Source organism: Anaerotignum propionicum, from assembly GCF_024461735.1.
Lineage (GTDB): Bacteria > Bacillota > Clostridia > Lachnospirales > Anaerotignaceae > Chakrabartyella.
Map to the genome: position 1 here is coordinate 1 of NZ_JANGAD010000008.1, position 22,521 is coordinate 22,521.

A 22,521-nucleotide genomic window follows, 5' to 3' on the forward strand; every position below is an offset into this window, starting at 1 on the left:
GAATTGACTATGGGTTGTGTGTTTGTATCTCTACTGTTTAGTTTTCAAGGATCAACCCGCTTTTTTCAGCGGCGAAAGTTATCTTATCAGATTCCTTTCTTTTTGTCAAGCACTTTTTAACTTTTTTTCGAAAGTTTTCCTTTTTTTCAAAATTCACTTTCGTTGAGTTAAAATGGCGGAGAAGGAGGGATTTGAACCCTCGCGCCGCGTTAACGACCTATCCGCTTTCCAGGCGAACCCCTTCAACCACTTGGGTACTTCTCCATAATGATCTCAGTCAAAAAATGCTTTATTAAGTTGTAGCAACGGAGAGAGTGGGATTCGAACCCACGGCCCCTTTCGGAGTCACTGGTTTTCAAGACCAGCTCCTTAAACCACTCGGACATCTCTCCATATGGGTTTTCATCGCTTTTCTTGAGCAGCGAAACCTTTAATATTATATCCATGTAGATACCATATTGTCAAGAACTTTTTCTACTCTTTTTTCACTTTTTCGCCTCAAAATGTTTTTACATCAGCGGCGGTGCTACTTAATATATCTTAAAATCATCCTCTTGTCAACCCTATTTTCCATTTTTTTTGACAACTTTTATCTTTTTTTGTTTTTTCTGTTACTTAATAAGGATAACGTCAATTTCGTGACATAATATCTTCCCATAAGGGTGGCTTTTATATTGAATGAATGCTACAATATAAAAATCTATATCATTAAAAATTGGTTATAATAATGAATAATCTTTTTTCTATATTATATCTTATATTTACATCTATTAAGAAAAAAGCAATCAAGCATTTCTACCAAGGAGGAAATCATTCCATGAAAACTGTTACCCAACGCTTGTTAACTTACGTTAAACATAATACAACATCGGATTTTAATTCAGCAACCTATCCCAGCACGCGTACCCAACTGCATTTTGCTGATTATTTGGCAAAAGAGTGTAGAGAAATTGGTCTTGTAGACATCACTGTCGATCAAAATGGCTATGTCATGGCTACACTACCCGAAACTGTTCCTGGTGCACCAGTAATCGGTTTTATCGCTCACATGGACACTAGCCCTGATGCAAAAGGGGATGGAATTATGCCTAATATAGTAGAACAGTATGATGGAGGAAATATTCCTTTAAATAATATTAGTATTTCCCCCGAAGAATTTCCCATACTACAAAATTATATCGGCGATACTTTAATCACATCTGATGGCACTACCCTTTTGGGTGCTGATGATAAGGCTGGCATTGCTGAGATTCTCACTGCTATGGATTATTTGAAAAGACATCCAGAGATACCCCATGGAAAAATTCGAATTGCCTTTACACCGGATGAAGAAATTGGCCGTGGTGTTGATTACTTTAGTGTAGAAAACTTTGGTGCGGATTTTGCTTATACTGTTGATGGTGGAGAGTTGGGTGAGCTACAATACGAAAACTTCAATGCAGCCCGTGCTGTCATTCATATATCAGGAAAGAATGTGCACCCTGGTACTGCAAAAAATATAATGATTAATGCAACCCTTTTGGGAACTGAAATTGCAGCTTTGCTTCCGGAAAAAGAGATTCCTGCCAAAACAGAAGGATATGAAGGCTTTTTTCATCTTTGTTCCTTCCAAGGCACGGTTTCTTCTGCTACTCTTACCTATATCATTAGAGATTTTGATAATAGTACCTTTGAGCACCGTAAAAATATGATGCAAATGATTGTTGACCGAAAAAAAAATCAATATCCCAATGCCATTAGTTTAGAAATCAGGGATGAGTACTATAATATGTCATCTTGCATTGCGGAGCATATGTCTATTGTAGGTTTGGCAAAAGAAGCAATGGAGGTCTGCGGCGTAACGCCAATTATCCGCCCAATTAGAGGTGGCACCGACGGAGCACGGTTATCCTATATGTCCTTACCATGTCCTAACCTGTTTACGGGTGGCCATAACTTCCATGGCCCTTATGAATTCATTCCTGTGTCTGCGATGAACAAAGCAGTAAAGACGATTATAAAAATTGCTGAGATGGGAAGAAACCTTGACTTTAAAAAAAAGGTATGATAGAATAACGCCATATTGAATATCAGCGTTGATTGAGATATATGGGCAAAACTGGTTACAGCCGCAGAGAGCAGCTTGTTTGGTGAAAAAGCTGCAGTACAGTCTTTGTAAATTACGCCTCATGAGCTTTGTGCAGGGAATGGCACAGCGGTTGCTCTCCGTTATATGAGTCGGAAGATGTTTGTCTTTTTGTATTGATAAACATAAATTAAGGTGGTACCACGGGTTCTCTCGTCCTTTCGGCGATAGGACCCTTTTGTTTTGTCCATAATATTAATAACCAACCCGAAAAAATGAAAAGAAGATAAGGAGAATGGATATGAATGCTTATGAAGTTTTAAAAGAACGAGGCTTTATCGAACAGCTAACCCACGAAGATGAAATTAAGAGCCTTTTCCAAAAAGGTGGTGTTACATTTTATATAGGTATTGACCCCACTGCAGATAGCCTTCACGTAGGACACTTTTTAACCGTTATGGCAATGGCACATATGCAGCAATGTGGCAATCGTCCAATCTGCTTAATGGGCGGTGGCACAGGAATGATCGGAGACCCCTCCGGCAAAGCCGATATGCGTAAAATGATGACCGTGGAAACCATTGACAATAATGTCGCATGTATCAAAAAGCAGCTATCCCGCTTTATCAATTTTGATAATGACAAAGCTATTATTGTAAACAATGCCGATTGGCTGAGAAATCTCAATTATATTGAATTCCTTCGTGATGTTGGTGTTCATTTTTCCGTAAATCGTATGTTAACTGCCGATTGCTTTAAAGTGCGTATGGATAAAGACGCCGGACTCTCATTTTTGGAATTTAACTATATGATTATGCAGGCTTACGATTTCCTGGAGCTGCATGAACGCCATAACTGTATTATGCAATTAGGTGGTAATGACCAATGGTCCAACATCATTGCTGGTGTAGAATTAATTCGCCGCAAACTAAGTAAACCTGCTTATGGCATGACCTTTAAATTGCTTACAAACAGTGAAGGCATTAAAATGGGGAAAACTGTAAGCGGTGCCGTTTGGCTTGATCCGGAAAAAACAACACCCTACGAATTCTACCAATACTGGAGAAATATCGGCGATAAGGATGTTGAAAAATGCTTGGCACTGCTCACCTTCCTTCCCATGGATGAAGTACGTCGACTGGGTGCATTGCAGGGAAGTGAAATCAATCAAGCAAAAGAAGTCCTGGCTTTTGAACTGACACAAATTGTTCATGGTGAAGAAGAAGCTACAAAAGCGCAAGAGGCAGCACGTGCTCTTTTTGGAAAAGGCGCTGTTGCAGGTTCCGTTCCCACAACAGAATTATCCTCTGCTGATTTTGCCGAGGGTATGGACATTTTAACCCTTCTTACCGAAACCGGCGTAGTACCTTCCCGTTCCGAAGGAAGACGTGCCGTACAACAGGGTGGTGTCAAAGTGGCTGATCAAGCAATTACCGATATAGATTTTAAAGTAACAGAGAGTTTATTTACAGATGGAAAGCTTTTACTGCAAAAAGGAAAGAAAGTGTTTCATAATGTAGTTTTAAAATAACACTTCTCTTGTTTCATCAATATTTAATAGTAATCTTATCACATTAAAGGAGTTGCCAAAACAGGCAGCTCCTTTTAAATTTTTTTCATTCCTTAACATAATATCTTTGTCAGTGAACATTCAGATTTTGATTCTCATTCAGTTTTCGCATTTGTTTCCAAGAGACAAAACAAGCCAAATTTTCAGTAAACTACAATTTAAAAAGCTTCCCGCTTCTTGATTTTCCCATAAAATAGCATTATACTATTCTTATAACACTAGTCCTTTTATTCGTGATGTGCAGCAATATGCTGTTCCAATAAAACAAAGGAGGAATTTTTTATGGCAAAAAAAGTGTTACTATTAGCAGGCGACTACACTGAGGATTATGAAACAATGGTTCCCTTTCAAACCTTGCAGGTTTTAGGGTACCAAGTGGATGCGGTTTGCCCCGAAAAAAAAGCGGGGGATATTATTCGCACAGCAATCCATGATTTTGAAGGCGATCAAACTTATTCTGAAAAAAGAGGCCATAATTTTGCTTTAACCGCCGATTTTGATGCAGTAAACACATCTGATTATGAAGGTTTATTCATCACTGGCGGGCGTTCTCCTGAATACTTAAGGTTAAATGCTCGTGTTATTGAGATAGTACAGGAATTTTTTGCGGCAAATAAGCCCGTTGCAGCAATCTGCCATGGTCCACAATTATTGGCGGCTGCAAATGTTTTAAAAGGGAAAAAAGCTACGGCATACCCAGCTGTTGGCCCTGATGTTACTTTGGCAGGTGGCGAATATGTTGCAGTGGATGCTGATCAAGCAGTGGTTGACGGTAATTTGGTTACTTCACCCGCTTGGCCTGGAGATTCTGCAATTTTAATCGAATTTGCAAAACTCATGGGTGCAAAAATTGAAATCTGATTAGTATAAAAATAAATGAAACCTCCATAGTTTTTAGACCATGGAGGTTTTTTTCTATCCTATGACAAAGCATTGCGTGGAACTTAAAAAGAGTGCCGTTTAAACGACACCCTTTTAAACATCTTATCATGTACCTAAGCCCTAGGGTGAGCCTTGGCGTAAACACTCTTTAATTTTTGATTTGTTAGCTTTACATATATTTGAGTGGAAGAAATATCTGAATGCCCCAACATCTCCTGTACAGATTTAAGATCTGCACCATTTTCAATCAAATGTGCTGCAAAGGAGTGCCTTAGCATATGAGGGGTAATTTCTTCATCAATACCAGCTTTTTTCGCATAGCATTTTATAATTTTCCAGAATCCCTGTCTTGTCATAGGTTTTCCGTTGCAATTAACAAAAAGCATATCCTCGTTATCCGCCAGAATCATTCTGCTGCGACCTTTTTCAATATACTTTTTCAGTGCCGCTTTTGCCTGACTGCCAATGGGAATAATGCGACTCTTTCTTTCAGCTCCGCATCGTATATACTCCAAAGGCAAATTTACATCGGAAACTTTCAGAGATATCAACTCAGAAACTCGTATTCCTGTGGCATAAAGCAACTCTAGCATAGCCTTATCTCGTATTCCTTTTGAGTCAATACCTTGTGGTTGTTCCAATAATTGCTCAACCTTGTCCAAAGTAAGAATACCCGGCATCTTCTTTTCGATTTTAGGTAGCTCCAAATTCGCCGCCGGATTATCTGTTATTGCCCCCTGCCTAATCAAATAATTATAGAAAGCACGAATTGAAGCAATATTTCTGGATACAGTTGCCCCCGCCTTTTTCTTGCTTTGCAGCTCATAAATGTATGACATGACGTTGGTATAATTCACCATCAGCGCATCACTCACACCACATACCCGCATAAATTCGGTAAAACCTCTCAAATCTCTTATGTAAGAAAGCACCGTATTCTCAGATGAGTGCTTATCATTTCTGAGGTAGCTCGCAAATTCATTTACTGCTCGTTCCATGCCCAAGACCCCTTTTTATCATGTATGTCTAATTATACTTAGTTTTCACAGGGTTGTCACTATTTTTTGTAAAAAAAACCAATTATCGTTATTTTTTACCTTCAACTTATTTCTTTCTGCTGAAAAACTACACAAAGATTCTTTTCTTCTTTGTTTATAACGGGTATAAAACCACTTCAATCCCAGCTCCGATGGCAATTAAAATAACAGAGGCAGCGAACAATAAGCAATACTCTGTTTGCTTTCTTCTGCGTTCCCGCTTCAAGCCTCTTTTCCCTTTTCCCTCATTCCAAGTTAAAAGGTAATAAATTGCCGTACACATTATAAAAATATAAGCTGGAATTAAAACAATATTTTGGGGTAAAAGTGTAATCATAGCACTCCATACTCCCTTAAAACCATAAGTGACCATCATCATGGCTGAGGCAAAACCTATTGAAATACTGCGAAGCAAAAAGGCCATACCAGAAAGAAATAAACCCAATTGCAGCCATCCCCCAAGCCAAATAATAATATCATACTTCAGGTATTTCCAAAAAGTTGCAGTAAAGCTGCCTGTCTGCTGTATTTCAATGGCATTACGAACCACCCCCGATAGTTCCGATTTTGCATCTGCACCCATCAAATTCGCCGCGATTGCGCCACCCAATACACCAAACAAAAAAGAAAGACAAACGATAAAAATTATCTTTTGTCCTCTTTTATCTAACCAAGTTTTTCGTTTTACCATAAATGCCATCCTCCTCTCGCAATCCTCTGCTAACAGGATATGGCTCGTCTGCGTTAAATATGCTTGCTTTTATATGCAAACAACGCAGCGATTGTTTTTCCGTCTTTTATCTGTCCTAAAGATATCATTTCCAATGCCTCATCCAGCGTATAGCTTTCCAATTCAATAAATTCATCCGGATCAAGCTTTTGCTGCCCCTGGGTTAAATCAAATGCAAAATAGAGAGAAATTGTCTCCGAGCAAAAACCCACAGAAGGATAGAATTCACATATAAACTCCAGCCTGCCGGCTTTTTGACCAGTTTCTTCTTCCAACTCTCTGCGAACACAAAGTTCACATACCTCGCAGTCATTCAAAACCCCCGCTGGGATTTCCAAAAGTGTTTCTCCAAAAGCATGGCGATACTGTCGCACGAAAAGTAATTTTCCATCATTCATAATCGGCAATACTGCCGCTGCATTTTTATCTCTGAGTACAGTTTCTCGATAAGCCGCATTTCCATCTGGCATCTCAATTTTATCAATGGTTACTCTAAGAATTTTTCCTCTATAAGTTTCGTTACTTTCCAATACCTCATAGCTCATGAAAATAACCCCTTTCTATGGGAAAAGCAGTAAACACTTTCTTCAACTTACACCAATTCTTCTATCATTTCTGCTAGACGATCCATGCCTTTTTTAATTAACTCCATGCTAGTTGCATAGGATAGTCTGATATAGTCAGGCATACCAAAATCAGCACATGGAATAACTGCTACAAATTTTTTGTCTAGTAAAATCGTGGCAAAATCAGCTGCAGAATTTATCTCCACACCATCATGCTTTTTGCCGTATGTCTTAGAAACATCAACGAATAGGTAAAATGCGCCTTCTGGTTTTAATGCCTGAATCAACGGGATTGCTTCTTCTCTTTCAAAAATATAATCCCTTCTCTTTTTAAATTCAACGCGCATTTCCTCAACACAATCCTGAGGACTATTCAAAGCTGTCAAGGTTGCCATTTGAGCAATCGTATTAGGATTGGATGCCATATGTGACTGCAAGGAACCCATTAGTTTTGCAACCTCCAGCGGAGCCGCCGCATAACCAATTCTCCAGCCTGTCATGGCATAGCTTTTGGAAACGCCGTTAATCACAATGGTTCTATCGTAGATTTCCTTGCCCAAGGATGCAATACTAATATGCTTTTTGCTTTCATCATAAATCAATTTCTCATAGATTTCATCAGAAATTACAAAAATATCCTTTTCAACTGCAAAATCAGCTACCATCTTCAAATCTTCATAAGATGTTACCATGCCAGTTGGGTTAGATGGGCTGGTTAAAACCACTGCCTTTGTTTTCTTAGTATATGCTTGCTCCAGTTCTTCTTTGCTCATCATAAACTGATTTTCTTTTTTAGTATGTATTATAACAGGTTCGCCACCTGCAATTCTCACCATCTCTGAATAGCTCAGCCAATATGGTGCAGGAATAATCACTTCATCTCCATCATTTAAGATAGCCATGAAAACATTCATTAACGAGTGCTTAGCACCATTGCTGATGATAATCTGAGCCTGTTCGTATGCCAGACCATTATCATTCTTCAGCTTGTCACATACCGCTTGGCGCAATGCAGGTATACCTGCTGCTGCAGTGTATCTTGTTTGACCGCTTTCAATGGCAGCAATGCCCGCCTTACGTATATGCTCAGGTGTATCAAAATCAGGTTCACCTACACCAAAAGTAACAATATCCTTCCCTTCCGCTTTTAATTGAGCGGCCTTAGAAGAAATAGCCATGGTACTTGAGGGTTTGATACACAATGCTTTTTTTGATAATTCCATAAATTCTACACCTCATAATTATAATTTATATAATAGCATATCTTAATTTCGTCAAGGATACTAAAAATTCTTTTGTATAGCTTCTTAAACATATTATCAAAAAGCATTAATAAAGGCAAGATATTTAATGATTTTGCCCCTGCAATAAATCATAAATATTTCCCCCTAATGAAGCACTTTTTAGATATTTTTACTCCTTGAAATAGATAAGCGCTTTTATAAAATGAGTCTGTCGTTCTATTTCCTCACACCTTTTTTCATCCTACAGCACTGCCTTCAAAACTCGCAATAAATTCTCCGAAAAAATTTTTTCTGCTACTACCTTTCCAAATTCATTTTCAATACTGACAAATAGTGTGTCCATATCTGCAACATTGCTTATCTCCTTTGGTGTACTTTCAATCCCATCAAAATCAGTGCCCAACGAGATAAAATCCTCTCCCATAACAGAAAGCATATGTTGGATATGGTTTAAAATATCATCAATCCCGCCCTGTCCATATTTCACAAGAAAAGGGGAATACAAATTTAGACCTACCACTCCGCCCTTTTCCGCAATTTTAAGCAACTGATTGTCTTTTAGGTTTCGTGGCACATCGCAAATCGCCCGTGCATTAGAGTGACTGGCAATAAAGGGTTTTTTTGCAAATTTTATAACATCAGAGAATCCAGCTTCTGAAAGATGGGAAACATCAACAAGCATACCCAATTCTTCCATTTCTTCAATTACCTGTCGTCCAAATCTTGTTAAACCACCACGACTCTCCTCCTCTGCCACACCATCAGCCAGTCGATTTCTGTGGTTCCAAGTTAGTGTTATGGATCTAACACCTAAACGATAATAAGTATGAATGGCAGAAATTTCTCCCTCAAGGGCTTCCCCACCCTCTAAAGCAAGCAATGCACTAATTTTATTTTCCAGCCCGTTCTTTATCACATCCGAAAAGCTGTTGATATGACCAATTACTTGTTCGTTTTTCTGCAATTGACTATAATAAAATTCAATATACTTCATAGCTTGTCGCATGGAAATTGGATGATATTTAGAATCAAGCCAAATCGCAAAAAATTGCAGTGGTGCTTTAAACTTATTTAAACGAACAATGTCTATATGCCCGTCATTAGAAAACAGCTCCTGATTTTTCTCATAAAGCCTCACAATGGTATCACAATGTCCATCTGCATATCCTACCACATTCCCATCTCCATTCTTTTTATTCTATATAGTTATAGTAGGACTTGGTAAGAAAAGAACCAAACTGTAATATTTTTCCACTATTAATTCATTTTTTAACAATACATTTACTTCTTTCTCCATTCTAAATATAGATTTCTTCTTCATCAAACCTAATTTAAGGGTTTCTTAGTTTCAAAAATCATTATGAAATTAACCAAAAAACCCTCTTTGCAATTTGCAAAGAGGGAAAATTTTAAATGTTTTTGAAACTTCTACGAAAAATTTTGATGCCATTCATCAACTAATTTTTTTAGAAACCTCATTCTGACGAATACGGAAATATTCTGTTAAAGCCGCAATAAACTGCCCATTTGTAGGCTTGTCCGGTGTCAAATATCCAACTACTTCAAAATAAACCTGTTGTCCATTTTTCTTCCAAGCACTTTCAATGGCATGACGAATTGCTCTTTCAACTTTGCTTGCAGAGGTTTTGAATAATTTACCGATATCAGGATACAATCCTTTCGTAATACCAATTAAAACTTCTTCATTATCAACTGCCATCATGATTGCTCTTCTGATAAAGTGATACCCCTTAATACTTGCAGAAATTCCCATTCGACTTAGCGTGGCTGATATATCTGCTTCTAAATTATGATAACTGCCTTCCATCACATATATCGATGCTTCTTCCTTTGTACTACTACCAATTGATTCTTGCATTTCTCTGTTGTCGCCTTCTACTAACTGGTGGATACGCTCCAGCAACAGTTCGCCTTGAATGGGTTTGGCCATATAATAATCAGCACCCAGTCCAATTGCTCTTCTTACCAGCTTGTCGCTGTCCATTGCCGAAATCAAAATACAAATACAATCGCTGCCTAGCTTCTTGAGACTCTCTAAAACCCAAAAGCCATCACGATCTCCTAAAAGAATATCCAGGAGTACAACATCTGCGTTTAGCTTTCTAACCATCTCCAGAACCGCTGGGCCACTGTCCGTCATGCCGACAACAGTCATATCACCCTTGCGTTCTAAGCAACGCTTTAGTTTTTGCAAATAGAAACCATCCCTATCTGCAAGAACTACCTTTAACTTTTCTGATTCGTTCATTTTGACTCCCCCATTCTTAAATTAAGTTTTCGGTTGAAAAGGCTTCCCTTCCTTTCTCCCGCAAGCACTATTATAACATGGAAATAATTATCCGTCAGTATTCGAGAACATTTCGCAAGATTTTTACCTTTCAAAGTTTTTTGTCAAACTTTACTCACCAAACATTCCTATAAAATTACAATTGAGTATTAATTAATAAAAAATAAAATGAAAAATAGTATGAAATATTTTTTTAGTATAAAATTTGACAAATTATATTCATTATCACCCACAAATGTTGTAGGATATAGATGTCTACATAATAATTACTGTAGTTTTTATGGTATACTAATTGAAAAAAAAATATAAAATTCCTTAAAACTATACAATAGAACTAGTTACCTTAGGAAAAGGAGATATCTCTCGTTAAGAAATATCTCCTCTCTCCTCAAGATCTTTATGATTTACTTTTTGTTCATTTCCTCAAGCATGGATTCAATAAAGGTTCCATAACCTTGCTCCGGATTATTAACCAACACATGGGTTACTGCACCAATCAATTGACCATTCTGTATGATTGGGCTTCCACTCATACCCTGCACAATACCACCAGTCTTTTCTAATAGCCTTTTATCTGTAATACGAATCATCATGTCCTTGCCGCTTCCCTTGCCAATGCTTTCAATTTCAATCTCATATTTTATTACGTTTTCACCCTCGATATTTGATAAAATTTCAGCTTTACCTAATTTTATTTCCTGTTTCAACCCAATGGGCAGAGCAGTGCCATTATATTCATCTGGTTGATTTAAAGTTCCATAGATACCTACTTCAGTGTTCTTTCTTACCGTTCCTAATTCTTTATCCCGTTCAATAATACCAGTCAGTTCTCCTGGCTCACCTTTTTTTCCTTTTACAATATCCGTCAATTCCGACGAAATAATTGACCCTTTTTTTATAATCATCAATCCACCGGTGTCGACGTCAAAAACGCCATGGCCTAATGCACCAAATTGATTGGTTTTAGGGTCATAAAAAGTGATCGTGCCTATGCCTTGGATACTGTCTCTTACCCAAACGCCCAATTTAAACGCCTGTTCAGTCTGGCTATATACTGGAGATAAAGAGATTTGCTTCTGTTCGCCCTTTCTTTCCAGCAATACGTCTATTTTTGCTCCGTTACTTTTAGAAACCACATCAACAAATGTTTCTTTGTTGATTAGCTCTTTTCCATTTGCTTTTAGCAAAAGATCTCCAGATTTTAAAAGACCTCTGCAAGGCTCCTCTGTTTCATTTCCCTTCACATTTACTTCTCCTGTTCCCAGAACCAAAAGACCTTTTGTATCTAGGCTTACACCAACAGTTCTGCCAACAGGAACTAACATGGCTTTTGGAATTACCGTTGCATCTATGGTTTTTATGGGCACCGCATTACATAAATAAAAAGTTACTTTTGTTGTTCCTGCCTGAATAGGATTTGCCAAAATGGAGGAACCTAAAGACAAATGAAAAGCGTCTGCCAATGGTTTTGTGGTAACACCCAAAACGCCAACGCTTTCCTCTGTTTTGGCTGAAATAGGAAGCTGCGTAGCAATTTCCGTTCTTTCACCCTCCAATAGTGTCAAATTATTTGGCAGGAGCCAGCTTACACTGCACCAGAGCAGTGTTGGGATCAGAACCGCCGCAACAGGTATTAATAAACGGCGCTTAATTTCCTTTTTTAACCACATAAGTCCCACTCCCGACTGCCGCTGATTTTGAAACAAAAATTTTTTTGCTTCACAATTAATTTGACCAAACAGAAACCTTGCTATGCAACCTATAAAATACAAAAAAACCAAAAGCCCAATTTTAGCGTGTTAAAGCTTCTGGCACATTTTTCGTCAAGATAAATGATAGGGTTTACAATGTGAATTTCAAGCATTATAATAAAAAAGAATTGTTTTGAATTTTATTTAATGTTTTTTAAATTGAATTTGTTTATCAAGTAGAAAGAGGTACAATATATGGAGCATGCGGAATCTCTGTTGGACTACGCTTTTCGCGAAATTCGGGCACGCATACAAAACGGCACATATCCACCAGGATCAAAATTATCCACACAGGAAATCTCTGATTCTTTGGGAATCAGCAGAACCCCTGTTGTTTCTGCAATTAACCGTCTTGTTGCCCAAGGGTTGGCAATTGCCTTGCCCAGACGAGGTGTCATCGTTGCAGATTTTTCACCACAGCAGCTAAAAGAAATTATCGAAGTACGCGAAATGTTTGAACTTTACGCCGTAAAGGGTGCAATTCAAAATATAGATTATTCCGGAGAAATTTTGGATGAAATGGAACAGGTGGCGAAGGAACTTGCCGGTATTGATAGTCAAAATTTTAATCGGGCAACGGAGCTTGAAATCCGTTTTCACACACTGTTTGTTACCCTTGCCGGAAACTCTCAGCTAACAAAGCTGTACATCAATAACTGGAATATTGGGGCAATGTTTCAAATCTTTATGCTTTCCAAAATGCCTTTGTCAAAGCATCAGCCATCCTTTGATCAGCATTTGGAGATTATTCAGCTATTAAAAGATAAAAATGAAACAGCCTTGTTGGAGTTCATTCCCTACCATTTAACGCCCGTGTATGGTGCCATTGAATGGATTATGCGAAATGGCAATATGGACATGCAGGACTTGTTTAAAATTATGTTGGCGAAATCAGAAGAAAAAAAGTTGTAAAAGCGTATACAAAAAAAGGCATCCTGTTTATATTAGCAAGGATGCCTTTTTTCTTTCTCTTGGCTAAATTCTTTAACTTCAACAAACTTCTTCTTGAAACTTGTCACGAAGCCAAAATTAATATTTTTTTTATACTTGTACATATATACTCTACTAAAAAACCATAGCTTTTTATGTATAATAAACTAAATATTCATTTTATATATAATCCCATAACATTTTTATATGGTACTAATATATAGCTATCTTAAAATGTAAATATAATAATTTTTGTAAATTCACTAGAATTTCAAGTGACCTGTATCTTTACATCGACACATCATTTTTTTAACCTACCCCTTATCAACCTAAAAGGACTATCATATTGACTGACGTCAAGAAATGGGGGCTTTATCAATTTGATTAGCAAAAGAGCTATTACAACAAGATAACAGACATATCTTCCATTTTCCTCTACCTATGAAGCATGCTTGCTGATTCCTTCATTATAAAGTGATACAAAACATTTCCAATGGTATGGGGTATCTAAATTTCTCTCACCGAAAAAAATAAGGCTCTCTATGATTTATACACCATAAAGAACCTAATTCTCATTTCAGCGAAATTATTTTATATTAAAGAACGCATCCATGCCTGCAAATTCTGCTGCATCATCTAATTCCTCTTCAATTCTAAGAAGCTGATTGTATTTTGCAACACGGTCTGTTCTTGCAGGTGCACCTGTCTTAATCTGACCTGCATTCACAGCTACAACAATGTCCGCAATGGTTGTATCCTCTGTTTCTCCACTTCTGTGGGAAACAATGGCTGTCATTTTATTTCTGTTTGCTAACTGAATTGCATTGAAAGTTTCTGTCAAAGTACCAATCTGGTTTACTTTAATCAAAATGGCATTTCCTGCCTTCAATTCAATACCCTTTTGTAAACGTTCTGTGTTTGTAACAAAAAGGTCGTCGCCAACCAACTGAACTTTGTCGCCCAATTCCTTGGTCAATAACTGCCAGCCTGCCCAATCTTCCTCGGCCAGACCATCTTCGATGGAAACAATGGGATATTTATCAGCCAATGTCTTCCAGAATGCAACCATTTCTTCCGATGTTCTTACAATCTCTTTGCCCGCCATTTTGCTTTCACCGGGGAAATGATACTTGCCATCCTTTTCGTCGTACAATTCTGTCATAGCAGGGTCTAAAGCAATTTTGATTTCTTCTCCCCACTTGTAACCTGTTGCATCAACAGCCTCTTTAATCAAGTCAATTACAGCGTCTGCTGTAGGAAGATCAGGTGCAAAACCACCTTCATCACCTACTGCTGTAGAAAGACCTTTGTTTTTCAAAACCTTTTTCAACATATGGTAGATTTCAGCACACATACGAAGGGCTTCCTTGAAGGAAGGAGCACCAACTGGCATAATCATAAATTCCTGGATATCTACTGTGTTGTCCGCATGCTTGCCACCGTTCATAATGTTCATCATAGGAACAGGCATAGTTTTTGCGTTAAAACCGCCCAAATATTGATATAAAGGCATATCCAAAGCTTCTGCCGCAGCCTTTGCCACAGCCATAGAAACACCAAGAATAGCGTTAGCACCTAATTTTGCTTTGTTGGGTGTGCCATCCAATGCAATCATAGCTTTGTCAACAGAAACTTGATCCAAAGCATTCATGCCAATAATTTCTTCCGCAATAATGTCATTTACATTATCCACTGCCTTCTGCACACCGGTACCATTGAATCTCTCTCCACCATCACGCATTTCCATCGCTTCAAAAGCGCCTGTGGAAGCACCACTGGGAACAGCAGCACGGCCCATAATGCTGTCATCAACAATGACCTCAACTTCGACCGTAGGGTTGCCTCTGGAGTCCATAACCTCTCTTGCATAAACATCTGTAATTTCAAAAAAACCTTTCATTCGTAACTTCCTCCTTGTATTTTCTGATTCCTCTTGCTTGCCCTTTTAAAAGGGCTTAAGAGAAACCTTAATATAAAAACAACATCGTCTTTACTTATTAGCTACTTTTCATATACATTATATTTAAATACTCACTTGCTAATCAGCAAGCTTTTCCCTGTCATTTCCTCGGGAATAGTCAAGCCCATCATTTCTAATAGAGTCGGCGCAATGTCCGCCAATCTACCGCCTTCTCTTAACTCAACCCCATCAGTATAATTAATTAATACAAAAGGTACCGGATTTGTAGTATGGGCTGTAAATGGCTCATGGGTCACGTAATCAACCATTTGGTCACTGTTCCCATGGTCTGCACATAAAAACATGTTGGAACCGGTTTCTAATAATGCATCCATTACCCTACCCACACATGTATCTACCGCTTCCACTGCTTTGATTGCAGCTTCTATGATACCCGTATGTCCAACCATGTCAGAGTTAGCATAATTTACAATAATTAAGTCATATTCCTTGGAACGAATCGCCTTAACTAAGCCATCCGTTACCTCATATGCGCTCATCTCCGGTTGTAAATCATAGGTTGCAACCTTTGGCGAAGGCACAAGCCAACGATCCTCGTTGGGATTTGGCTCCTCTACACCCCCGTTAAAAAAGAAAGTAACATGGGCATACTTTTCTGTCTCGGCTGTTCTTAATTGCTTTAAACCCAAAAAAGATATATAAGTCCCCAATGTATTCGTCAATTTCTGAGGCTTAAATGCGACCTCCTTATTGGGTATGGTAATATCATATTCTGTAAAACAAACGTATTTCAAGTCCTGCAATACCTTTTCTCTTTTGAAACCATCAAAATCAGGGTCGCAGATTGCTCTGGTAATCTCCCTTGCCCGATCAGGACGGAAATTGAAGAAAATAACTGCATCATGGTCAGCAATTTTACCTTTTGCCATTCCCTTTTCATCCACAATCACTGTGGGCGGCACAAATTCATCTGTCTTACCTTTTTCATAAGATTGCTTAATTCCGTCAATGGCATCGGTGGCAGTTACGCCCTTGCCTAAAACCATGGCATCATAAGCTCCCTGCACTCTTTCCCAGCGTTTATCACGATCCATGGCATAATAGCGTCCCATGACTGTAGCAAATTCACCAATCTCCATTTCACGCATTTTTTCCGCTAATTCTGCGGCATAATCCGCCCCTGAAGAGGGAGGAGTGTCTCTACCATCTAAGAATGCATGTACATAAACCTTTTCCAAATCATGCTTTTTTGCCAAACGCAGTAATGCATATAAGTGCGTGTTATGGCTATGAACACCTCCATCAGAAACCAAACCAAATAAATGTAGAGCTGAAGCATTTTTTTTGCAATGTTCAATGGCATGAAGCAACTCGGCATTTTCATAAAAATCTCCATCTTCAATGGCCTTTGTTATACGGGTTAACTCCTGATATACAATGCGGCCAGCGCCCATATTCAGGTGTCCAACCTCAGAGTTACCCATTTGCCCTTCAGGCAAGCCAACGTCACGCCCGCTGGCGTACCCCTTCACAAAAGGATACTTTTTAAAAATACCATCTAAAATAGGTGTATTCGCCTGTTTAATGGCATTTCCTTCTACTTTATCATTCATTCCAAAGCCATCCAGTATCATTAATACTGTTGTTTTCTTTCCCATATTTTCACCTCGCTTTCCTCGCTTGGTTATTTCTGATAGTGTACGATTTCCTTGAACTCTTCTTTTAAGCTGGCACCGCCAACCAATCCACCATCAATATCATCCATGGCAAACAACTCTGCCGCATTCTTTCCGCTTACACTGCCGCCATATTGAATTCTTACTTCTTCTGCAACTGCATCGCCGTAAACTTCACCTACAACTTGGCGGATCGCCTTGCAAACCTCTTGCGCCTGAAGAGAAGATGCAGTCTTGCCAGTACCGATTGCCCAGATAGGCTCATAGGCAATTACAACTTTTTCAACCTCCTCAGCACTCAAGCCAAGTAAACCACACTTCACCTGCATACGAATCCATTCTATTGTAATTCCCGCTTCCCTTTGTTCCAAGGTCTCTCCACAACACATGATAGGAGTCATTCCCACCTCTAAAGCCTTCTTTACTTTTCTATTTACCATCTCGTCTGTTTCACCAAAATATTGACGACGTTCAGAATGCCCTAAAACAACATAAGTAACACCCAATTCTTTTAGCATAAGAGGAGAAACCTCTCCTGTATAGGCACCACTGTCCTCAAAATGCATATTTTCGGCACCTACACCAATTCCGCTGCCCTTCAATTCTTCTATAACGGGGTATAAATCAACAAAAGGTACACAAAAAACCACATCAACTGCAGAGGATGCAGCCTTATCCTTCATCAGTCTGCAAAATTCAATCGCCTCTTTAGGCGTTTTGTTCATTTTCCAGTTTCCTGCTATAATCTTCTTTCTCATGAACCTCACCTCTCTTACGGAACAAAGCTCTTTCTGGCCGTCCGCTCTATGTTTTCCATCAAAGTTTCACCATCCCACCCGGATTCCACAGCAATTCTTGGAATCTCGTAGCGAGATGTTTGTTTTGTAATAACCTTTTGTTCCACAGTGAATAATAAGTCAAAGCCCATCTCTTTCAGACCTTCTTGGCATGCAATGGTAAAATGTCCGTTGGGAAATGCCAAAGCCTTGCATCCATCTTGTCTAAGATACGTTTGCAATGCAAGCTCTCCTTTATCCACCTGTTCAAGAAATTCTTCTTCCGTTTCCATATCCGCAGGTACATGGTTGGCTGTGTGGTTATATATTTTAACCAATCGGCTGTCTACCATTTTCTTAGCTTGCTGCCAGTCTAATTTTCTTAATCCTGTCTGGTTGGTAATGCTGTCCGTTACAACAAAGATAGAGGCAGGGACACGATACTCTTGGAAAATCGGAAAAGCCAATTCATAGTTACTCAAATATCCATCATCCATGGTGATGCAGATATATTTTTTATCTAACTCAAGGCTAAACTCATCTTTTTCCTTTTTTCTATTTAGAACCTTCTCTTTTTCCACCCGCTGAAGGAGCTCATTCAAAGTTTCCAGAGATATAATTTCATACCCTGCATTCTTTAAATAAGAAATTTGATCCCTCAGCTCGGCTTGGGTGGTAACAACGCCGTTTCCCTCGCCCATATCTCGTATTGCAAAATGATGATACATCAATACCGGAATATAGTCTGTCGGCGGAAAAATGGTTTTCTCCGCCGGTTCTATCAACTCTTCTTCTTCAACACAGTCCATGGCAACAACCGTTTTTCCCCAAGCAGTCAACTGAAAAAGGAAACTGCATAACAAAACCATCACTGCGAATATTTTCCCCTTGCGTTTCATAATTCAAGCCTTATTTATCTTGCACTGCTACTACACCCGGCAAGTCCTTTCCTTCCAAAAATTCCAATGATGCACCGCCACCTGTGGAAATATGGGTCATTTTCTCCCCAAATCCCAGCTGATTTACAGCCGCAGCAGAATCGCCACCGCCAATAATCGTTGTTGCATCAATATCCGCCATTGCCTGCGCCACTGCCTTTGTTCCTGCAGCAAAGTTTTCAAATTCAAACACACCCATTGGCCCATTCCAAATAACTGTCTTTGCACTTTTAATTGCATCTGTAAATTGTTCTCTGGATTTTTCACCGATATCAAGTCCCATCCAGCCATCGGGAATTTCCAAAGCAGAAACTGTTTTAAACTCTGTGTCATTCTTAAATTCTTTCGTAATTACCGTATCCACAGGAAGCAATAGTTTTACACCTTTTTTTTCAGCTTTTTCCATCATTTCCTTTGCGTAATCCACCTTGTCTGCTTCCAGCAAGGAGTCTCCAACCTTCCCCCCCTTAGCTACAGCAAAGGTATACGCCATACCGCCTCCAATGATTAGTGTATCCACTTTTTCCAATAAATTGTTAATAACATTGATTTTATCAGAAACCTTGGAGCCACCCAAAATTGCCACAAAAGGGTGCTGGGGATTATTCACAGCATTCCCCAAAAACTCAATTTCCTTTTCCATTAAATATCCAACCGCAGATTCCTTTACAAACTCCGTTACCCCTACCGTTGAACAATGAGCCCTATGGCTGCTGCCAAATGCATCATTTACAAAAACATCAGCCAAAGATGCCAGCTCTTTACTAAAAGCTTCTTCATTCTTTGTTTCTTCCTTACGATAGCGTGTATTTTCCAATAGAATTACGTCGCCGTCCTGCATTGATGCCACAGCTTTTTTGGCATTCTCACCTACAACTGTGTCATCTTTTGCAAAAACAACCTCTTTTCCCAGCAATTGAGAAAGTCTTTTTGCCACAGGTGCTAAGGAAAGCTCTGGCTTTGGTTCACCCTTTGGTTTGCCCATGTGGGAACAAAGGATAATCTTACCTCCATCTTCCACGAGTTTTTTGATTGTAGGAAGGGCTGCGGTTATTCTATTTTCATCAGTGATTGCCCCGTCCTGTAAAGGCACGTTAAAGTCGCATCTGACCAAAACCCTTTTCCCCTTTACCTGTAAATCATCAATGGATTTTTTGTTTAACATTCTTCATACTCCTTTCTGTTTTAAAACAGCTTCTACCAAATATGTTATACTTTTCCCCAAAACTTTGCTTTTCCATTCATTTGAAGCATTTGCGCTTAAATAGATTATGATTCCTAATCCTCATAGCACAATGTTTTTATGTTTTAAATATCCTTATAATTTATAAGAAAATGTATTCTTACTTAGGCCTCTAAAGCTCTCAGCATTTTCATAGCGGCGCCCTCATCGGTAATAAATATTCCGCCAGGAATACTCTTGCTAACAGCTAAAATACTTTCGGCCTTTTTCTCACCACCGGCTACCACAATCACTTCATCCATCTTGCTGATTTGATCAAAATCAATGGCAATAGAACGGGTTCTGTAAAGCACCTCACCACTACGGTTAAAATAATAACCGCAGGCTTCTGCAATAGCATCTTGTTTTACTAAATTGGCCATTATTTCTTCATCTAGCCTGCGTTTCTCCGCCATATCCAAGGCATTGCCAACGCCCAAAAGTAAAATATTTGCACGATCCATTTCCTGTATGGTTTCCAGTATTTCAGGCTGCTTTTTCATTTCCTCCAAGGCTGTCTCACTTAAATTATCAGGCAAATGCAAAAGCCGATATTCTGCCTGCAGCTTCTCAGCCAACTGTACCGCTAAGGTATCTGCCTGCAATTCCATTCTACGGCCGATACTACCTCTAGCGGGCACAACCATTTTAGCCATAGGCTTAGACATTTCCGGTGCCGCAAGCACCAAATCCTCCATTGATGAGCCACCGGTAATGGCAATGCGACTTTTCTCATTTGTCTTCTCCAAAAGATGCCGCATAGCAAGCTGGCCCATTTCCTTGCGGCTTCGTTCACTTACATCTGCATCCCCTTGGGCAATGAGAACACGCTTAACACCTAAGAGCATCGCCAGTTTTTCCTCCAAAACTGATAACCCTGTCATTATGGAAAAAACAGTATCCAGCCCCTCTAAAACCTCCAAACCTTCATCCGTAACCACCATGCCTGTCTTTGAAACTTGAACCAATTTTTGCACACTAAACCGTTCAATTTCACTGCGAACCGTTCTTTCTGTCATGCCTAGGGCAAGTACCACCATTCTTCTCCCACAGGGCTGCAAAAGGCGCACAGTCTTTAAAACTCGATACCTTTTAATCATTTCTTCTGTCAAATCAGGGGCAATTTTACGAATTAATTGTAGTTTGTCTTCCATGTCACACCTTCCTTTGGTCTTTTTTTGTCCTATCCTATTTTTTTTGTCCCAACCAAAAGAAAAAAAGGGAGGTGGCGCGCAGTCAGTAGTAAAAACCATACCGGCCACCTGCCGCCCCATCTTCCTTATACTTTTTCTACCTTTACGGAATCATCAACATCTTTGTCTGTGCAGCAGCAATCATCTTCGTTGCAATATTCATCTTCAAGGTCGTCCCAATCGTAGTCCCAATCCTCGTCATACTCGTCATCCATTTTTGTTTTTAGTAAATAAACAACGCCTAAAGCCACCACTGCCAAAACAGCAGCAAGAACTGCTAAAACAATAAACAAGGTTTTCTTTTCATCATCTTCTTTGTGTAACACTACGATTTTATCCTTTAAATCTTCAAAACTGGGTTTTAGCTCAAAATATTTTTTCATACTCCACTACTCCTTTACGTTTTTTTTTCAGAAAATTTCCGTTTCAGAAATTCCTTATTCTTACGCATTTCACTATACTCATAATATGCTTTTTTTAAAATCTGGCGTTCGTCATTAAATTTTAACAGATGATAGGCTTCATGGAATTTATAAAAACCTGCATCGGCGAAATATTCTTCACTTTGAGGCTTACAAAAAAAGGAATTGGCACTCATCAAATACCAATGCACTGTTTTGTTTACGGTATCCTCACTGCCTTTAAACGTATATTGGGTTTTCCCCACATATTTGATAATTTCACCTGTGGCACCGGATTCTTCCTTTACCTCACGCAAAGCGGTTTGCCGATAGGTTTCGCCTTCTTCCACAGTGCCCTTGGGCAATACCCAACCCATATATCTGCCGTTTTGGTTTTTGTATAAGAGAAGAATTTTCCACTTATAAATCACAACGCCTCCACAGCTCACCGCTTCTACCACTGGTTGACCTCCGTAATTGTGTTATTTTCTGCCAAGTATTCTGTTTTAATCAGTATACCGCTTTTTCCTATTTATTTCAAGTCCAACAGTAAAATCGTGTCATTTTATTCTCTAAAAGGTGAAATACGAACCAACTCTTTGATGTGCTTGAGACCCGACCACCATAGCCAAACTTCCAATATCCAAAAGGGAATCCAAAAAAACGAATATTTTTCAAGCAGAAAATAATTATATAGGGCATGAACCATATACGGCACAAAAAAAGCAAGCCAAAGATGTTTTTTCCCGCCGAAAAATTTAGCCAATCCTAAATAGTACCCCATCTGCACACCGAATAATGCATGTCCCGGAACAGAAAGAAATGCCCTGGAAAAGGCAGTGCTGTACCCACCCATAACGGGATGTGTTACATATATAATGTTTTCAATCCACGCAAAACCTAGGGAAACAAAAACACCGTATACTATGCCGTCCAAAGGTTCATTAAAATTACCATTCCTCCATATTAATAGTATTAAAAATATATACTTTGTCACCTCTTCCACCCCTGCTGAGCTGAAAAAAGATGTATAAATGGGTGACTCCATATGAGGGAAAATTTTTTCCAATCCCAATCCCACTGCATAAATAACTGCAGTTGTGTAAATTCCATACAGTAAACCTAGAAAGAGCATTCTCCAAGGCTCTTTTTCATATTTATCTCTTACATAAATATAAAATAAGCCTAAAAAAACTGGTGCGGCTGCCAGTTGGATTAACATTTTCAATCAATCCCCTTTTTTTATGACATTTCTTCCTCCATAGTCTTTCCAAAAAATCAATAGATATCAACATTTACATAAAAAAACAC

Annotated in this window: 20 protein-coding genes and 2 tRNA genes; 4 read left to right on the top strand and 18 right to left on the bottom strand. The window is 38.9% G+C overall.

The features are described 5' to 3' along the window. Positions 1-173: 173 nt before the first annotated feature. Positions 174-264 (bottom strand) — tRNA-Ser (locus NE558_RS11005). A gap of 42 nt (positions 265-306) precedes the next feature. After that, positions 307-392 (bottom strand) — tRNA-Ser (locus NE558_RS11010). 425 nt (positions 393-817) lie between these two features. Here NE558_RS11010 and pepT point away from each other — a divergent pair. The 3 genes from pepT to NE558_RS11025 all read left to right on the top strand — a co-directional run bounded on the left by pepT (position 818) and on the right by NE558_RS11025 (position 4,496). Next, positions 818-2,047: a peptidase T gene (gene pepT, locus NE558_RS11015; protein ID WP_256150122.1), complete on the top strand. Its 1,230-nt coding sequence runs from the start codon at positions 818-820 to the stop codon at positions 2,045-2,047. A 319-nt stretch (positions 2,048-2,366) separates the two neighbouring features. Continuing rightward, entirely contained in the window at positions 2,367-3,596 is a 1,230-nt protein-coding gene (gene tyrS, locus NE558_RS11020) for a tyrosine--tRNA ligase (RefSeq protein WP_330643461.1), read from the top strand. Positions 3,597-3,917: 321 nt separating this feature from the next. Continuing rightward, positions 3,918-4,496 (top strand): DJ-1/PfpI family protein, encoded by a 579-nt coding sequence (locus NE558_RS11025; protein ID WP_256150124.1) that lies wholly within the window; start codon positions 3,918-3,920, stop codon positions 4,494-4,496. A 134-nt stretch (positions 4,497-4,630) separates the two neighbouring features. Here NE558_RS11025 and xerD read toward each other — a convergent pair whose 3' ends face one another. From xerD to spoIVB, 7 genes are all read right to left on the bottom strand, one after another. Then, positions 4,631-5,515, bottom strand: a complete 885-nt coding sequence (xerD, locus tag NE558_RS11030) for a site-specific tyrosine recombinase XerD (RefSeq protein ID WP_256150126.1) — start codon at positions 5,513-5,515, stop codon at positions 4,631-4,633. 154 nt (positions 5,516-5,669) lie between these two features. Further along, the gene (locus NE558_RS11035) at positions 5,670-6,245 is read right to left on the bottom strand and encodes a stage II sporulation protein M (protein ID WP_256150127.1); all 576 of its coding nucleotides are present in this window, start codon (positions 6,243-6,245) and stop codon (positions 5,670-5,672) included. Positions 6,246-6,298: 53 nt separating this feature from the next. Further along, positions 6,299-6,829, bottom strand: a complete 531-nt coding sequence (locus NE558_RS11040; RefSeq protein WP_256150129.1) for an NUDIX hydrolase — start codon at positions 6,827-6,829, stop codon at positions 6,299-6,301. 47 nt (positions 6,830-6,876) lie between these two features. Beyond that, a complete protein-coding gene (locus NE558_RS11045; protein WP_256150130.1) occupies positions 6,877-8,073 on the bottom strand; it encodes a pyridoxal phosphate-dependent aminotransferase in 1,197 nt (398 codons plus the stop codon). A gap of 262 nt (positions 8,074-8,335) precedes the next feature. Further along, positions 8,336-9,268, bottom strand: coding sequence for a dipeptidase (locus NE558_RS11050; RefSeq protein ID WP_256150131.1), 933 nt, complete (start codon positions 9,266-9,268; stop codon positions 8,336-8,338). Between the two features lie 279 nt (positions 9,269-9,547). Beyond that, positions 9,548-10,363 (bottom strand): sporulation initiation factor Spo0A C-terminal domain-containing protein, encoded by an 816-nt coding sequence (locus NE558_RS11055; RefSeq protein ID WP_256150132.1) that lies wholly within the window; start codon positions 10,361-10,363, stop codon positions 9,548-9,550. 443 nt (positions 10,364-10,806) lie between these two features. Then, a complete protein-coding gene (gene spoIVB, locus NE558_RS11060; protein ID WP_256150133.1) occupies positions 10,807-12,072 on the bottom strand; it encodes a SpoIVB peptidase in 1,266 nt (421 codons plus the stop codon). A gap of 276 nt (positions 12,073-12,348) precedes the next feature. On the opposite strand from spoIVB, the gene NE558_RS11065 reads away from it, so the two are divergent. Continuing rightward, complete coding sequence (locus tag NE558_RS11065; RefSeq protein WP_256150134.1) at positions 12,349-13,065, top strand: GntR family transcriptional regulator; 717 nt, start codon at positions 12,349-12,351, stop codon at positions 13,063-13,065. A gap of 604 nt (positions 13,066-13,669) precedes the next feature. Here NE558_RS11065 and eno read toward each other — a convergent pair. The 9 genes from eno to NE558_RS11110 all read right to left on the bottom strand — a co-directional run bounded on the left by eno (position 13,670) and on the right by NE558_RS11110 (position 22,432). Next, positions 13,670-14,983 (bottom strand): phosphopyruvate hydratase, encoded by a 1,314-nt coding sequence (eno, locus tag NE558_RS11070; RefSeq protein ID WP_256150135.1) that lies wholly within the window; start codon positions 14,981-14,983, stop codon positions 13,670-13,672. Positions 14,984-15,114: 131 nt separating this feature from the next. Continuing rightward, complete coding sequence (gene gpmI / locus NE558_RS11075) at positions 15,115-16,662, bottom strand: 2,3-bisphosphoglycerate-independent phosphoglycerate mutase (RefSeq protein ID WP_256150136.1); 1,548 nt, start codon at positions 16,660-16,662, stop codon at positions 15,115-15,117. Positions 16,663-16,688: 26 nt separating this feature from the next. Next, on the bottom strand, positions 16,689-17,438 hold the full coding sequence (gene tpiA / locus NE558_RS11080) for a triose-phosphate isomerase (protein WP_256150137.1): 750 nt from the start codon (positions 17,436-17,438) through the stop codon (positions 16,689-16,691). 14 nt (positions 17,439-17,452) lie between these two features. Continuing rightward, the gene (locus NE558_RS11085; RefSeq protein ID WP_256150138.1) at positions 17,453-18,355 is read right to left on the bottom strand and encodes a polysaccharide deacetylase family protein; all 903 of its coding nucleotides are present in this window, start codon (positions 18,353-18,355) and stop codon (positions 17,453-17,455) included. 10 nt (positions 18,356-18,365) lie between these two features. After that, positions 18,366-19,559 carry a phosphoglycerate kinase gene (locus NE558_RS11090; RefSeq protein ID WP_256150139.1) on the bottom strand — a complete coding sequence of 398 codons (1,194 nt, stop codon included), beginning with the start codon at positions 19,557-19,559 and terminating at the stop codon, positions 18,366-18,368. A 182-nt stretch (positions 19,560-19,741) separates the two neighbouring features. Further along, positions 19,742-20,770: a sugar-binding transcriptional regulator gene (locus tag NE558_RS11095; protein ID WP_256150140.1), complete on the bottom strand. Its 1,029-nt coding sequence runs from the start codon at positions 20,768-20,770 to the stop codon at positions 19,742-19,744. Positions 20,771-20,895: 125 nt separating this feature from the next. Next, positions 20,896-21,192: a hypothetical protein gene (locus NE558_RS11100; RefSeq protein ID WP_066052258.1), complete on the bottom strand. Its 297-nt coding sequence runs from the start codon at positions 21,190-21,192 to the stop codon at positions 20,896-20,898. Positions 21,193-21,206: 14 nt separating this feature from the next. After that, a complete protein-coding gene (locus tag NE558_RS11105; protein WP_066052263.1) occupies positions 21,207-21,671 on the bottom strand; it encodes an NUDIX hydrolase in 465 nt (154 codons plus the stop codon). Positions 21,672-21,775: 104 nt separating this feature from the next. Further along, positions 21,776-22,432, bottom strand: a complete 657-nt coding sequence (locus NE558_RS11110; protein WP_256150141.1) for a PrsW family glutamic-type intramembrane protease — start codon at positions 22,430-22,432, stop codon at positions 21,776-21,778. Positions 22,433-22,521 lie beyond the last annotated feature (89 nt).